The following is a 14732-nucleotide window of genomic DNA, read 5'->3' on the forward strand; positions in this document are numbered from 1 at the left end:
CACAGTGGCGTCCATGGAAGAGCGTGAAGAGGCCGAAGAACAAGTGACGGCGGCACCGGCTGTTACGTACGGACTGAGGGGCAAGTCGTTCCTGGTGACTGGCGGTAGCAGGGGACTGGGGTACGCGGTCACCCGCCGCCTCGCAGCCGAGGGGGCGTCCATCGCGATGTGCGGCCGCGATGCCGACACCCTTGCCCGGGCTTCGTGCGAACTGCGGAGGGACTTTGATGCCCAAGTCTTCACGGGGGCTGTGGACATCCTGGCCCCGGACGAACTGGAGGACTTCACGCGGCAGGCCGGACGCGAACTCGGCGGTCTCGACGGCCTGGTCGCCAACATCGGCGGCAAGCGTGGCGGCGGGCTCCTCGACTCGACCCGCGAGGACTGGCAGGAGACCTGGGAGCTGAACGGCGGTCACGCCGTGCGTACCGTACGAGCGGCGCTGGACAGCCTGTGTCCCGGAAGCTCGGTGGTGATCGTCGCCTCCATCTCCGGCTGGAAGCCCCGCTTTCCCGCCCAGTACGGGGCGGCCAAGGCGTCCGAGATCTACCTGGCCGGTGCCCTGTGCCAGGAACTCGCCCCCTACGGGATCCGGGTCAACACAGTCAGCCCCGGCTCGATCCTCCTTCCGGGCAAGAGCTGGGACCGCCTGCGTCGGCGAGACCCAGCGACGTACAAGGCCTATGCGGAACGCAACCCCAACGGACGCCTGCTGAATGCCGATGAAGTCGCCCGGGTCATCGCCTTCCTCCTCTCCCCGGCCTCAGTAGCCGTGAACGGCGCCCACATCCCGGTCGACGGCGGCCAGCCACAGGCGGGGCTCGGGAGGGCTTAGCCAAGTGAAGCGGCCAGCTGCCGCGCCGGGCCTATGGCATTCCCACCTCCAGCACGGCCCAGACCGTCTTGCCGGGGCCGTCCGCGCACGGGTACCAGCCCCAGCGGTCCGTGAGTGCGGCCACGAGGAGCAGGCCGCGTCCGTCTTCCTGGTCGGCCGATGCCGGTTCGGCGAGGGTGGGGATCCTCTCGTCTCGGGTGTCGGTGACCTCGACGCGCAGGGTGGTGCCCTCGGCGGACAGGCGCAGGCGGAAGTCGCGGCCGGGCACGAGGCCGTGGCTTACGGCGTTGGCGCTCAGCTCGGCGACGACCAGCGTCACCGTGTCGTGCGTGTCGCTGCCGTACGGGACGCCCCACGCGTCGAGCCGCTCGCCGGCCAGGCGCCGGGCGAGGCGGGCACCACGTGGCGTGGAGCTGAAGCGCATCGAGAAGTGGTGCCAGGGGAGCTGGGGTTGATTGGTGCGGAGGGGCCGCACGGGGAGTGGTGGATTGCTGGTCATGGCTCCACGGTGTCGTTCGGTGGCGTAGCGTGACCAGGGGTGACGCGCCGTCGCGGACTGCTTGTACGCGGAGGCGGTCTGCGTGTACGTACGTGGGTGCGTGAGACAGGCGGTGGCGATGACGGTGACACGGGGCGACGCGGACGAGGATACGGACGTGGAGTCGGGCTCGGGTGTGTCGGGTGCGGAAGCCGGGAAGCGGCCGGAGGGCGAGCCGGGGTCCGGAGTGATGACCGCGTTCGGGCGGCAGCTGAAGCTGCTACGTCTGCGGGCAGGGCTGGACCGGACGGAGTTCGGGAAGCAGGTGGGCTACGCGGCCCAGTCCGTCGCGTCGTTCGAGCAGGGGCGGCGGATTCCGCAGCCCGAGTTCATCGACAAGGCGGACGCGGTGCTGGAGGCCGGGGGCTTGTTGCTGGCGTTGAAGGAGGAGGTTGCGCGGGCGCAGTATCCGCCGTTCTTCCGGGACGCGGCACGGTTGGAGGCCAAGGCGCTGGAGCTGTTTCTGTACGCAGTTAGCGCCGTGCCCGGACTTCTCCAGACTGAGGAGTACACCCGCGCTCTGCTCGCGATGCGGCGGCCACTTCTGGATGAGGACACGATCGAGCAGCGTGTGTCAGCTCGTGTCGCTCGACAGGAGATTCTCAATCGGTGGCCGGCCCCCTTGATGAGCTTCGTGATCGAGGAGGCCGTTCTGCGGCGGCCGTTCGGCGGAAAGTCAGTGCTGCGTGGCGTCCTTGAGCAGATTCTGCTTGTTGGTCATCAGCGCAGCGTCGAGATTCAGGTCATGCCGACCGACCGCGAGGACAACGCCGGACTGGATGGGCCATTCACCCTGATTACTCGCAACGGCGGAGACCAGATTGCGTACCTGGAGGTGCAGGGGCGCAGCATCCTGCTGACCGACAGGGATGAGGTGCGCTCCGTAGCGGCGCGCTATGGGATCATCCGGTCGCAGGCTCTCACTCCGCGGGAGTCGTTGGGATTCATCGAGAAGTTGCTGGGAGAACTATGAACACCATCGATACTCCTGCCATGCGGGAGCTGGCTTGGTTCAAGAGCAGCTACAGCGGGGCCGAAGGCGGCGAGTGCGTAGAGGTCGCCTGGCGCAAGAGCAGCTACAGCAGTGGCGAAGGCGGCGAATGCGTGGAGTTCGCCGCTGCGGCCACGCACGTGCACATCCGCGACTCGAAGCAGCTCAGCGGCCCCATGCTGACCGTTGGGCCGGGCGCGTGGGTCGGATTCATCGGCCTCGTCGCTGGCTGAGGCACACAACGCCAAGAGGGTCCCGCCGCGCGCCGCACAGGCGCAACGGCGGGACCCTCCCGTGTGTGTTGCGGGACTACTCGTCCACGCCCTCCTCGCGGCGGATCATCCGCCACGCCGCCCGGCGCGCGCTGCGGTCAAGGTTGGAGCGGAAGCTCTTGTCGGGGCCGAAGTACTGGCGGCCCATGCCGGCGGTGGCCTCGATGTGGTCGGCCATGTTGTCGGCGAAGGCCCGGTCCCAGACCTTGCCGAAGTTGGCCTCGTCGTTGACGACGGCTGCCGCCCGGACCTTGGGGTCTTCCGTGGTCTTGTTGAACGGCTTGCGGACGTCCTCCTCGGTGAAGTCCGTGCCGAACTTGGCGTTGAACGCCTTGATCAGCTCCGACAGCAGCGACTTCTCCGCCTCCGCCGCGCCGCCTGATCCGTCACCGAAACCCGGGAGCTCGGTCGAGCCCTCGGGGGTGAGTGAGACGTCGTGCTCACCCGTCTTCTCGATGCGCAGGTGACTGAGGTCGATCTCGCCTATGTCGACGCCACCGTCGGCACGGCGGGGGAGCCGGTTGAGGAGGTAACGGCCGTAGAGGTGGAGGCGTTCCAGCTCGGCGTCGCGGTACGGGACGATCTGGGCGAGGAAACCGTACTTACGCACATAGTCGTTGAGGTCCGCACGGAAGGCCTCCGCCGTCTCCACGTCGTCCTCCTCCTCGCTCTCCAGGAGTGGCGTGAAGCGGGCGACGGCGGGGGAGAGGAGCCGGTACAGCTCCGCGTGGAGCTTCTCCCACTTTGCCTGCGAACCGGCCGCCTTCTCCTTCGCCGCGAAGTACGCCGTAGCGAACTCGTCCATCTCCGACTCGGAGATGATCGGCGCCGACATCACCCGACTCTGCGCGGTGTAGAGGAGATTGGGCTCGGACGGGAGGGTGTTGGCCTCCTCGAAATACGGGCGGAACGCCTCCTGGATGTCCTCGGCGTCGTTCACGAAATCCAGGACCGCCAGGTCCGACTGGGTCTTGCGGTCGGCGGTGCGGTTGAGCCGGGAGAGGGTCTGCACGGCGGAGATACCGGTCAGCGTCTTGTTGACGTACATGGTCGTCAACAGCGGCTGGTCGAAGCCGGTCTGGTACTTCTCCGCGACCACCAGGATCTTGTACTCCTGCTGGCCCCGGCCGCCCATGCCGACCGCCTTGTCGTCGGCGCGCGTGTACGCGAATGCCTTCGGCAGCGCGCTCTCCGCGATCCCGCCGTTCTCCTTCGGCTCGGTCGTCTCCTCGCCGTCGATCGTGAGCGAGCCGGAGAACGCCACCAGGACACCCAGGTCCGGGTACTTGGTGTCGTACTCCCGGTCCTTGATGTAGCTCTTGATCGCCCGCGCCATCTGTACGGCGGACTGCCGCGAGGCCGTCACCACCATGGACTTGGCGCGCCCGCCGAGCCGGCCGCGGGAGTGCGTCAGGAAGTGCTCGACGATCACCTGCGCGTGCTGGGAGACGGTGTGCTCGTGGGTGAGGGCGTACCGGGCGAGCAGGCTGTTGGCCTTCGAGGGGTCCACCTCGCGCTCGTCCTGATTCTGGTTCACCAGCTTCCAGTACGTGTTGTACGTGACGTAGTTCCGCAGCGGGTCGAGGATGAAGCCTTCCTCGATGGCCTGATGCATGGAGTAGGTGTGGAAGGGGCGGTAGGCCGCCTTGCCGTCCACGGTGTCTTCCGTGCCGAAGAGTTCGAGGGTCTTCGCCTTCGGGGTGGCGGTGAATGCGAAGTAGGAGAGATTCGCGGCCCGGGAACGCTCCGCGGCCTTCTGCTTCAGCTTCTCGTAGACGGTGACAGCGCTTGCGCCCTGGTCCTCCGAGTCGGCGTCCAGACCGAGGTCACGCAGGGCGGCCTTGACGGCGGTGGAGGCGTCGCCGGACTGGGAGGAGTGCGCCTCGTCGATGACGATGGCGAAATTCGTGCCCTTGATCTCCGTCGGGTTGCGCTCGATGTAGTCGATGAGCGCGGGGAACGAGTGAAGGGTGACGGTCACGATCTTGCCCGTGTCGCGGGAGAGCGCGCGGGCGAGCTGCTCGCTCTTCGAGCCGTGCTTCTCGTCCACCTTCACGACCAGGCCATCGGTCTGCGAGAAACTGCCGACCGTTTCCCGGAGTTGGGCATCGAGGTTTCGGCGGTCCGTGATGACGATGACCTTGTCGAAGACCGGCGCACCCGGCTTGATCCGGCCAGCCGACAACGCCTCCGGGTCGAGCGTGCGGGGGTCGGAGTCGGCGTGGAGGTCGCTCAGGCGGTGAGCCAGCCAGCCGATGGTGTTCGACTTGCCGGAACCGGCCGAGGCCATGACGAGGTAGTTCTGGCCCACGCCGTGGGTCGCGGCATGGGTGGTGAGCTTCTTGACGACGTCCCACTGGTGGAAGCGCGGGAAGATCGTCGACTTGGTGGTCCCACCGCCGGGGGTCCGGGTCTTCTGCTGGTGCACGTAACGCTGAAGCAGTTCCAGCCAGTTGTCCCGCGCCCAGACCTGCTCCCACAGGTAGGAGGTGGAATACGCGCCGTACGCGGTGGGGTCCGGGTTCCCTGCGCCACCGGGCAGGCCCGCGCCGTTGGAACCGGTGTTGAAGGGCAGGAAGCGGGTGTTCTTGCCCCGGAGCTGCGTCGCCACGAAGACGAGATCCGGGTCCACGGCGAAGTTCGCGATGACGCGGCGGGTGAAGATCAGTTCGGTGGGATCACGGTCGGTACGGTACTGCTCCTTGGCCTGCTCGACGCCCTGCCGGGTGAGCGGGTTCTTCAACTCGGCGGTGGCGATGGGGATGCCGTTGAGGAACAAGGTCAGATCGAGCTTGTTGCCCCAGTCGGCCTGCTTGGTGGCGTAGACGAGTTCGCGTACGACGGTGAGGCGGTTGGCGCGGTAGCCGTCGAGGACGGAGTCGTCGGCGACCAAATTCGGCTTGAAGTAGGCCACGCGGAGGCGGACGCCCCGGTCCTTGACGCCGTTGCGGAGGACGTTGAGCAGGCCGTCCTCGCTGATGGCCTTGTCCAGGCGCCGGGCGAAGCCGTGCTGGGTGTCGTTGACGTTGTTGCCGTAGACGGCGAGCAGTTCGTTCCACTCGTTGATCTGTGTCTCGCCGAGGAAGGTGAACAGCTCGTTAGTGTCCAGCCCGAGGTCGGCCTGATAGTCCTCGGGCCGCGCCTCACGCCAGCCGCGCTCGGTCATCGCGGCGACGATGGCGTCCCCGAAGGCGGACTCGTTGTGGATGGGGCTCATGGGTGCACTCCGTCCGTTACGTTGCGGCCACTGGCGGTGGAGACGTCGAACTGGCCGGTTACGGCAGCGGTGATGAGGGCTTGGCGACGTTCGGCGAGCAATTTTTCCTGGCGGCGCACCTTGTCCGCGAGGACATCAATTTCATGGTTCTGGCCTCTGATGGTCTCGACGATTTCTGTCTGTTCGGCCAGAGGCGGCAGAGGGATGCGGAGCATCTGGAGGTCTGGAACGTAGATAGTCTTGTGGGTGGAGCCCATGGCGAGGCGTCCGAGCAAGTCGGGCCGCATCGCGCGCAGGCACCAGAGGAGAAAGTACGGGTTGAGAAGTGGACCGCATGTCCACGTGACAAAGTCCTGGCTAGTGGCCATGTTGTCACCCATAACGCCGGAATACCCTGCCGAGGCAGTGCGGCATAGAAACACTGTGCCCTTGGGGCACAATTCGGCGGAAGAGTTGGCCAAACCGAGGTCGCTGATCTTCTCCCGCGTGAGGTGCAAGTCCTCGATGCGGTCGTCGCGGACTTGTTTGACCTCGCCAGTCGTGATCCAAGGGATGGTGCAATTCACCCACCACTCCGGGTGTGCTCTGCTAGGGGTATGGCCGCTGCCCATCCGGGCGACGAGGCCTACTCGCACTTCCTGCCAGTGCAGAGGGAGTGATTGCAGCCACGGGAGTTTGGCGGTTTGTCGGGCTGAGCAAGCTCCGCCGGACACTGCGGCAACTACGCCAGCTGTTCTTCGTTGAGACAGAAGGCCCAAGAGTCGTTGCTGCGAGCCAAGCAGCCCGTCGATGCGGGCGGTTTCGGCGTCGAGGAAGTCGGCGATGCGGCGCTGCTCTTCCGCTGGAGGTAGCAGTAGAGGAAGCTTACGCAAGGTCTCCCACGGTGTATCAAACTGTGACGGAGGCATCCACTTTGAAATGCGAGTCAGCTCAGCCTGGATCCACCGGCTTGACGTCTGTGGATGACTCTCACGGAAACGAGGAAGTGCCTTGTGACCTGCGATGATGGGGTTTCTCTAGGACCACATCAGGCACGATCGACAAGGCACTTCCGAGATGCAATCTTCCCATGCCGCCGCGATGGTCTCCGCACGGTTCGATGACCCGAATCTCGTCGCGTACGGCGGGCTTGAGCCGGTGGCGCGTCTGGCCGAGCGGTGCGGACTGCCCGCGCTGGTCGAGGGCCTGGTGAAGCTGCCGGTCTCGAGGGACGGCACGGGTTCTTTCCCGGCGGCGAAGGTGATGTCGCTGGTCGGCGGCATGGTCGCGGGTGCGGACAGCTTCGATGACATGGACCGGTTGCGGCACGGCGGACTGTCCCGGCTGTTCACCGGGGTGCGGGCGCCGTCCACGCTGGGCTCGTTCCTGCGTTCCTTCACCCACGGTCATGTGAAGCAACTGCATGCCGTGGCCCGGCGGTTCCTACCCGCCCTGGCCGCGCACACCGGGCTGCTGCCCGGCGCGCAGGCGGTGGCTTATGTGGACATTGACGACACGATCCGCCGTACCTACGGCTATGCCAAGCAGGGTGCCGGTTACGGATACAGCAAGGTCAAGGGCCTGAACGCGCTGCTCGGGATCATCTCCACCCCGCTCGCCGCACCGGTGATCGCTGCCACCCGCCTGCGCAAGGGGCCCACGAACTCGGCACGCGGTGCGGCCGGGTTCGTTGCCGAGACCATCCGCGCCGCCCGCACCTGCGGGGCCGGCGGCCTGCTGATCGTGCGTGCCGACTCCGCGTTCTACGGCGCTGACGTGGTGAACGCCTGCCGGGCCGCGGACGCCCGGTTCTCCGTCACGGCGCGGATGAACGCCTCGGTCAAGACCGCCATCGCGGCCATCGGCGAGAGCGCGTGGACGGCGATCAAGTACCCCAAGGCGGTCTGGGACGAGGAGGGACAGTGCTGGATCTCGGACGCGGAGATAGCCGAGACCACCTACACCGCCTTCACCTCCAAGCCAAAGAAACAGCAGGTCACCGCCCGATTGATCGTGCGCAGGGTGAAGCGGCTCAACCCCGCGGCCCTGCCCGAGGGACAGGGCACGCTCTTCGATACCTGGCGCTACCACGCCGCGTTCACCGACTCCCCGCTCACCCTGATCGACGCCGAGCGTGATCACCGACGGCACGCCGTGGTGGAGCAGGTGATCGCGGACGTCAAGAACAGCGCCTTCGCGCACGCCCCCTCCGGGCACTTCCAGGCGAACGCCGCCTGGCTCACGCTCGCCGCCCTCGCCCACAACCTGACCCGCGCCGCCGGGGCCCTGGCCTGCGCGTTCCATGCCCGCGCGACCACCGCGACGATCCGCGACCACCTGATCAACGTCCCCGCACGTCTGGCCCGCTCAGCACGCCACCTCACCCTCCACCTGCCCCAACACTGGCCCTGGGAAAGCGAGTTCATCCAGCTGTTCACCGCCACGCACGCGCCACCACCAGTCGGCTGACGCTCCCTGAAACGACCCGCCCGAGAGGGCCCGATACCTGCAGACACGTGGAAAAGCTGGGCAGACCAGCGGACACCCGACACCCGAAACCACCGGTCAACTCCGCGAGGACCAAAAATCCGCCGAAACCCTCACCCCGAAATCCACCCGGTGGATCCAGGCTCAGTCAGGTACGGCTGGGAGCGCAGGAGATAGTGGAGGAAGCGTGAATCCGACGTGATGTCAGGTCGGCATACGAAGTAGGCAGGGCTGACGATTCCGTGGTACTTCGAGACCCCTAGGCCACCTTGCCAAGTGCGGAGCTTGTTGAAGACGATGTCATCGGGACGCACGACGAGATATCGTGAGAGGTCTTCGCCGAGCTGATTGTGATTGTCGGCCCGAGAGTCACGTGGAACTACACCGCTATCCAGGTAAACGGACAGGGGGGTGAGGTCTTGCCCGTTGATCTCCTTGATTCGCGGCATGGTGGCCCACAGCGCCTGCCACTTCCAGCCAGCGGGAGCGGCGATTCCTGAGAGTGTGCCAGTAGTCATTCGGTAACCTCTCCCAGCAGTGCCTGGATCTCCGCCTCAAGCGCCTTCAGCTCCGCGTCGATCTCCGCCAACGGCCGCGGCGGCTCGTACACGTAGAAGTGCCGCGTGAACGGGATCTCGTACCCCACCTTCGTCTTCGTGTGGTCGATCCATGCGTCCGGCACGTGCGGGTGCACCTCCCGCTTCAGGTACTCCTCCACGTCCTCGCCGAGCGGCACATTCTCGTAGTCCCGCAGCTCGCTGTCCGGTTCCGTCTCGCCCTTGAGGATCTGCACCTCGCCCTCCGGGCCCCGTACGCCCACCGTGTCCCGCAGTGCCTTCGTGAACGGTGCGCCCGTCGGGCCCTGGACGCCGGCTTCCGCCATGGCGTTCCGTACCGCGACCTGCGCCTCGGACTTGGTCGCCCACTCCGTACCCAGCAGCGGGGCCAGCGCGTCCCCGAGTACCTGCGCCTCGGCCTCCGCCAGCTTCCGGAACTGCGCCTCTTCCTCGTCCGTCAGCTTCCGGCGGGCCTTCACCTTCGCCGCTAGTTTCGGTTCGTGCGGCAGGAAGCGCTCCTCCGCCCACTTCTGCACCGGCTTCGATGCCAGCAGCGCCGCCAGCGTGTCGTCCGTCAGCTCGAAGCGCAGCTTCAGCGGCCGTTCGACCGTGATCCGCTGGTAGCCGAAGGCCGTGTTGTCGAAGACCTTCACCTTGGCGTGCATCGGGTGTTCCGGGTCCGCCGCGGCTGCCACCGCGTCCCCGTACAGGCGGGTGATGTCGCCGATGTGGTTCGGCTTGCCGCCCGTGCCGTCGCCCAGCTCCTTGCGCTTGTCGCCGAGCGACTTGCGCATCTTCACCCACTGGTCGCGGGCGTCCAACAGGACGACCTTGCCCTTGTGTTCGGCGTCCTTACGGTTCGTCAGAATCCAGAAGTAAGTCGAGATCCCTGTGTTGTAGAAGAGCTGGTCCGGCAGGGCGACGATCGCCTCCAGCCAGTCGTTCTCCAGGATCCAGCGGCGGATCTCCGACTCACCCGAGCCGGCCGCGCCCGAGAAGAGCGGGGAGCCGTTGAAGACGACGGCGATGCGTGAACCGCCCCCGCCCTTCACGTCCACCGGCTTCATCTTCGAGACCATGTGCTGGAGGAAGAGCAGCGAGCCGTCGCTGATACGGGGCAGGCCCGCGCCGAAGCGGCCGGAGTCGCCGAGGTTCCTGTGCTCGTACTCGACCTCCTCCTGGACCTTCTTCCACGCCACGCCGAACGGCGGGTTGGCCAGCAGGTAGTCGAACTTCTCCCGCGCGTGGCCGTCGTCGGAGAAGGAGTTGCCGGAGGCGATGTTCTCCGGGTCCTGGCCCTTGATCATCAGGTCGGACCGGCAGATCGCCCAGGACTCCGGGTTGAGCTCCTGGCCGTACACCTCCACCGTGGCGTCCTTGTTGTACGCCCTAATGTGTTCCTCGGCCGCGCTGAGCATGCCGCCCGTGCCGCAGGCCGGGTCCAGGACCGTGCGGACGACGCCGGGGATACTGAGCGCGTCGCCGTCCGGGGCGATCAGCAGGTTGACCATCAGCTTGATGACTTCGCGCGGGGTGAAGTGCTCACCTGCGGTCTCGTTGGACTGCTCGGAGAAGCGGCGGATCAGCTCCTCGAAGATGTAGCCCATGTTGTGGTTGGACACGACCTCGGGGCGCAGGTCCAGGTCCGTGAACCTGCCGATGACCTGGTAGAGCAGGTTCGCGCCGTCGAGCTTGCGGATCTGCTGGGCGAACTCGTACTTCTCCAGGACCTCACGGGCGTTGGGCGAGAAGCCCGCGATGTACACCTGAAGGTTGGCGGCGGCGTTGTCCGGGTCGCCGGCGATCTTCTTCAGGGTCAGGCCGCTCGTGTTGTAGAAGGAGTGGCCCGACGCCCGCGGAAGGAAGTAGTCAGGGTCGAGGTCCTGCTGCTCGCACCGGGCGGCCTCCTCCACGACCTTGTCGCGCGTCGGCTCCAACACGCACTCCAGGCGGCGCAGCACCGTGAACGGAAGGATGACCTTTCCGTAGTCCGACTGCTTGTAATCGCCGCGCAGAAGGTCGGCGACGGACCAGGCGTGGTTCGCCAGCTCCGTGTGCTTGCTGCTGTTCAAGGGATTCCCCGGTTTCCTTTCGGACCCGCCCACCCCAACCGGAGTGGGTTCGGATAAGTGTGATGGATGCGTGAAGGCCGTGGTGTCGTTCAGGCCGAATCGACGGAGGCATGCCCGGGCGACGACGGGACCAGCCCGCCCCCCGTCAGCCCGCCCGCCAACAGCCGTGCCGTCCGCTCGGCCAGCTCCGTCGCGCGCCGCGCCTCCGCCCGTAGCTCGTGGACGCGGCGGAACGCCTCCCCGTACCGGCGCTGGTCCTCCAACGGCAGGAGGGGTACGCGCAGTCGGCCCGGGCTGACGTGCAGGACCGTGCTCCCGGTCGATGCGCCGGCGAGGTTCTCCTCCGCGCCCAGGAAGCCCGCGAGGAACCACGGGTCGAGCCGCGCGGGATCAGGCCGGAAGAGGTGGACCTGCCGACCGAGGAGTGCCCCCTCGTCCGCCTCGCCCGCCACCCGCACCATCGGCCCGCTGCCGCCCGCGACCGACCGGACGAGCACATCGCCCGCAATGATCACCGGGGTGGAGTCCGCTCGCAGTCCGGACGGGTCGCCGGTCGGGCCCGTGCCGCGCGCGATGTCCGCGCCGGTCAGGACGGCGGTGGCTGTTGGTACGGAGGGCGCGTCCTGCGGTTCTTTGGGCTCCTTCGCGTCGGGGGCCGTGCGCAGCAGGGCGAGCGCGCCGCCCCGTGCCAGGTCGGACGCCGTTGCCGTACGCCACTCCCGCGCTGCCGGTCCGGCCGCCTGCCAGTCGACGTGACCCGCGGCCCTGCCCAGGGACTCGGCGGAGGCGATGAGCCGTCGGCGGCTGTCGTCCGTTTCCCGGGCGAGTTCCGCCGGTTCGATGTCGGTACGGGAGACACGTACATACCGGGCGGGGGAGAGGTCGACGAGATCTCCGATGAGGTCGACCACCGGGACCGCACGCGCGATGCCGGGTTCGTCGGTGAACTCGTCCGGGGCGTCCGTGAAGGCTGCCCACGCGGTGAGTACCCGGTCCGTCAGGGCCGTCCAGTCCAGGGAAGCCCGGCCGCCGCCCCGTGTGCCCGACCGAGGCCCGCTCCCGCGAGAGTCGGCCTCCACGCCGCCCCCGGCCCGTACCGTGCCGCGCTCCTCGGACGTATCGACGAAGAGCACGGACTTCCGCTCCGGGCCGCTCGGTTCCGGCCGTTGCAGAACCCAGATCTGCAGCCCCACATGCAGTGGGGCCGCTGCTCCGGCCGGCAGGGCGACGACCGCGCGCAGGGCTCCGCTGCGTACCAGCTCCATCCGTACGCGGCGGCCCGACGCACGGGAAGCGGTGGCGGGCGGAAGGATCAGGACGGCATGGCCGCCGGCTACGAGATGAGCGAGTGCGTGCTGGACCCAGGCCAGTTCGGACTCGGCGCGCGCGGGCACGCCGTATGCCCAGCGGGGGTCGTAGGCCAGCTCGTCGTGGCCCCAGTCCCGGTCGCCGTAGGGCGGGTTGCACAGTACGGCGTCGACGGCGAGCCCGCCGAAGGCGTCGGCGCGGAGGCTGTCGCCGGTGCGGACGGTCACCGTCGCGTCCGGGGCGGCCAGCATCAGGGCCACCGCGCTGCGCCGGGCCTGGACCGGCACGCTGTCCTGGCCGTACAGCTCCGTCGCGCCCCGCCGGGCGGCCGCCGTGAGCAGTGTTCCGCTGCCACAGGCCGGGTCGAGAACGCGGGACAGCGGACCCGGTACCAGCCGGGCCACGAGATCCGCGAGCGGGGCGGGGGTTCGGTAGGTACCGCTGGTGGCACTGTCCTCCAGCTCCCGCTCCGCCAGCGCACTCAGCGCCGCTTCGCCGCCCTCGTCACGCACGCACCGGACCAAAGCCCGCAGCACCGGGGCGTCACCGGACGAGAAGCGGGAGGCCTCCGCACCGGGGACGGTCTCCGCGAGCGTCGAGACCGCGCCGTTCGCGCGGGCGGCGAGATCGGCGTCCGGCAACTCGGTCAGGGCCGTCAGCTCGTCCGGCGTGCGACGGGCGGTGGTGAGGACGAGGGGGAGGAGGCGCGCTGCCGTGCCACTGCCCTGCGGGTGCAGCCGCAGCGAGGTGCGCAATTCCTCCAGCGGGCTGACCGCCGCGGTGTGACCTCGGGTGTCCAGCCAGGCGCGCACGGCCGGCAGGTCGTACAGGGGGCTGCTCTCGGTGCCTCCCGAAGGGGCGGGGAAGTCGTCGTGACGTCGGCGCCAGTTGCTGACAGTGGCGCGTGTGACCCCCGCGATGCGCGAGATCTCGGCGGCTGTCACCTGTGCGGATGGCTGGGGCATGGCGCGAGTCCTGAGCCTCTCGGTAGGGAGCTGTTAACAAACTACACCAGCCGTCAAATCTCGCAAGCTGTTTGACAGTGCTTTCACGGTAGTGCTTATCTGTCGTTGCTTCCGGATGGTGACCGCCATCCGAACGACAAGCGATCCCTGCGGCCTGCCTGTCCGCCGCCTCACCGATCCTTTGGGGGAACTGCCATGCGCCTCACCATGCCGACCGCCGTCGTCGAGGGAACCCAGCTCACCGTCATGCCGTTCCGTGCGGACGCCGTGATCGGGACCATGTCCGTACCGACGCTCGTCCAGCTCGTCCCCTCGCCCCGCCGTGAGGAGGACACGAAGACGCTCAAGGCTGCGTCCGGCGCTGTGCGCCGCCATGCCGAACTGCGATCGCTGGTGCAGCGGGCGCTGAAATCCACACAGAAGGGCAAGAACGTCGGCTCGTACGCCGAGTACATCGCCGACGGAGTAAAAGGCGAGCTGGGCGCCGGCTGGTCCACCCCGCCGATCACCTTCTGGCACGCCGGACCGCTCGCCGCGCTCAGCGACGAGCTGCTGCCCGGCACCGGGCTGCGGACCCTGACCATCACGCCGGGCACGTCCGTGGTCGCCATCGACGGCGAGACACAGGCGACCGCATGGCACGAGCTGTACGACGACCCCGAGCGGTACGGGCTGACGTACGCCGAACTCGCCCAGGTGCGCGTGCCGTTCGAGCTGTATGTGGACCTGACCGTGGCCGACGCGCGGCAGATCTTCTACGACCGCAACGTGCAGGGCGTCGCCGTCGCGAAGAACCTGGCCATGTCCATGGACCAGCGGGACTTCGCCACCCGCCTCGCGCACCGCGTCGCCGAAGCCGTCAAGGTCGACGTCGACGGCAAGGTCGTACCGTTCACCAAGCTCGTCAACGCCAGCAAGCGGCAGGTGGGGAAGACCGACGCCGAAGTCATCACCCTGTCCGCGCTCAGGGCACTCGTGATCACGGCGATCTACGGACGCGGCGGGCTGTCCCGCTCGGCGGAGACGGTCCAAGAGGACGAACTGCCCGCCGGGTCGAGCCCCGCGCAGGTCGAGCAGAGCGTCGTGCCGCTGCTGGCCCGCCTGATCGCCGACCGCAGCGAGCACTTCGTCTCGCGCAGCGCCCTCACCGCACCGGCGGTGCTCGCCGGGCTCGGCATCGCCGTGCACCACACCGCGCCGTGGGCCGACCCGGTGAACGCCCTGGGCGCCGACGAACTGCACCGGCTGCTCTCCGGCATCCGGTGGGAGCGCGAGGCCCGCTACTGGGACGGCGTGGCAGCGAAGTCGGGTGCCTCGGGGCGCCTCAACTTCAGCGGCGGCGTGAAGGACTCCGGCGGCCGAGTCGCCGACGCGATCCTCTACCCCGGTACCGAAGCCGGGCGCCGGATTCGCGGCCAGTAGACGCGGACCGCGCCCGCCCGCTCCCTCCGGGGCCGCCGACTCGCCGTGGTGGCCCCGTACATCGAATCAAACCCTACCCGAACCACTCG

General features: G+C 67.9%; 10 protein-coding genes. 5 read left to right on the plus strand and 5 right to left on the minus strand.

Translation table 11 applies throughout. From position 1 onward, the window contains the following. The first annotated feature begins 13 nt into the window (after positions 1-13). Entirely contained in the window at positions 14-835 is an 822-nt protein-coding gene (locus OG936_RS30955; RefSeq protein ID WP_406499184.1) for an SDR family NAD(P)-dependent oxidoreductase, read from the plus strand. A 31-nt stretch (positions 836-866) separates the two neighbouring features. Here OG936_RS30955 and OG936_RS30960 read toward each other — a convergent pair whose 3' ends face one another. Continuing rightward, positions 867-1334: an ATP-binding protein gene (locus OG936_RS30960; RefSeq protein ID WP_406499186.1), complete on the minus strand. Its 468-nt coding sequence runs from the start codon at positions 1332-1334 to the stop codon at positions 867-869. Between the two features lie 118 nt (positions 1335-1452). Here OG936_RS30960 and OG936_RS30965 point away from each other — a divergent pair, with 118 nt between their 5' ends. Together OG936_RS30965 and OG936_RS30970 are read left to right on the plus strand one after the other, a co-directional pair. Next, the gene (locus tag OG936_RS30965) at positions 1453-2346 is read left to right on the plus strand and encodes a helix-turn-helix domain-containing protein (protein ID WP_406499188.1); all 894 of its coding nucleotides are present in this window, start codon (positions 1453-1455) and stop codon (positions 2344-2346) included. Positions 2347-2366: 20 nt separating this feature from the next. Continuing rightward, complete coding sequence (locus OG936_RS30970) at positions 2367-2597, plus strand: DUF397 domain-containing protein (RefSeq protein WP_406499190.1); 231 nt, start codon at positions 2367-2369, stop codon at positions 2595-2597. Between the two features lie 76 nt (positions 2598-2673). Here OG936_RS30970 and OG936_RS30975 read toward each other — a convergent pair whose 3' ends face one another. Both OG936_RS30975 and OG936_RS30980 read right to left on the minus strand, forming a co-directional pair. Further along, on the minus strand, positions 2674-5853 hold the full coding sequence (locus OG936_RS30975) for a type I restriction endonuclease subunit R (RefSeq protein WP_406499191.1): 3180 nt from the start codon (positions 5851-5853) through the stop codon (positions 2674-2676). Then, positions 5850-6761 (minus strand): restriction endonuclease subunit S, encoded by a 912-nt coding sequence (locus OG936_RS30980; RefSeq protein ID WP_406499193.1) that lies wholly within the window; start codon positions 6759-6761, stop codon positions 5850-5852. The genes OG936_RS30975 and OG936_RS30980 overlap by 4 nt, the downstream gene beginning before the upstream one ends. A gap of 148 nt (positions 6762-6909) precedes the next feature. On the opposite strand from OG936_RS30980, the gene OG936_RS30985 reads away from it, so the two are divergent. Next, entirely contained in the window at positions 6910-8301 is a 1392-nt protein-coding gene (locus OG936_RS30985) for an IS1380 family transposase (protein WP_331746122.1), read from the plus strand. 532 nt (positions 8302-8833) lie between these two features. On the opposite strand, the gene OG936_RS30990 is transcribed toward OG936_RS30985, so the two are convergent. Further along, positions 8834-10948, minus strand: coding sequence for an N-6 DNA methylase (locus tag OG936_RS30990; protein WP_406499195.1), 2115 nt, complete (start codon positions 10946-10948; stop codon positions 8834-8836). A gap of 89 nt (positions 10949-11037) precedes the next feature. Then, a complete protein-coding gene (locus OG936_RS30995) occupies positions 11038-13221 on the minus strand; it encodes an N-6 DNA methylase (protein WP_406499196.1) in 2184 nt (727 codons plus the stop codon). Positions 13222-13416: 195 nt separating this feature from the next. Between OG936_RS30995 and OG936_RS31000 the strand changes: the two genes are divergently transcribed. Then, positions 13417-14643, plus strand: a complete 1227-nt coding sequence (locus tag OG936_RS31000) for a DNA sulfur modification protein DndB (protein ID WP_406499198.1) — start codon at positions 13417-13419, stop codon at positions 14641-14643. Positions 14644-14732 lie beyond the last annotated feature (89 nt).

This window comes from Streptomyces sp. NBC_00846, assembly GCF_045207325.1.
GTDB lineage: Bacteria > Actinomycetota > Actinomycetes > Streptomycetales > Streptomycetaceae > Streptomyces.

Coding starts and splice junctions, on each gene's coding strand:
- OG936_RS30960 (WP_406499186.1), bottom strand. CDS start 1,334: ATGACCAGCAATCCACCACTCCCCGTGCGGCCCCTCCGCACCAATCAA.
- OG936_RS30965 (WP_406499188.1), top strand. CDS start 1,453: ATGACGGTGACACGGGGCGACGCGGACGAGGATACGGACGTGGAGTCG.
- OG936_RS30955 (WP_406499184.1), top strand. CDS start 14: ATGGAAGAGCGTGAAGAGGCCGAAGAACAAGTGACGGCGGCACCGGCT.
- OG936_RS31000 (WP_406499198.1), top strand. CDS start 13,417: ATGCGCCTCACCATGCCGACCGCCGTCGTCGAGGGAACCCAGCTCACC.
- OG936_RS30980 (WP_406499193.1), bottom strand. CDS start 6,761: ATGCCTCCGTCACAGTTTGATACACCGTGGGAGACCTTGCGTAAGCTT.
- OG936_RS30985 (WP_331746122.1), top strand. CDS start 6,910: ATGCAATCTTCCCATGCCGCCGCGATGGTCTCCGCACGGTTCGATGAC.
- OG936_RS30970 (WP_406499190.1), top strand. CDS start 2,367: ATGCGGGAGCTGGCTTGGTTCAAGAGCAGCTACAGCGGGGCCGAAGGC.
- OG936_RS30995 (WP_406499196.1), bottom strand. CDS start 13,221: ATGCCCCAGCCATCCGCACAGGTGACAGCCGCCGAGATCTCGCGCATC.
- OG936_RS30975 (WP_406499191.1), bottom strand. CDS start 5,853: ATGAGCCCCATCCACAACGAGTCCGCCTTCGGGGACGCCATCGTCGCC.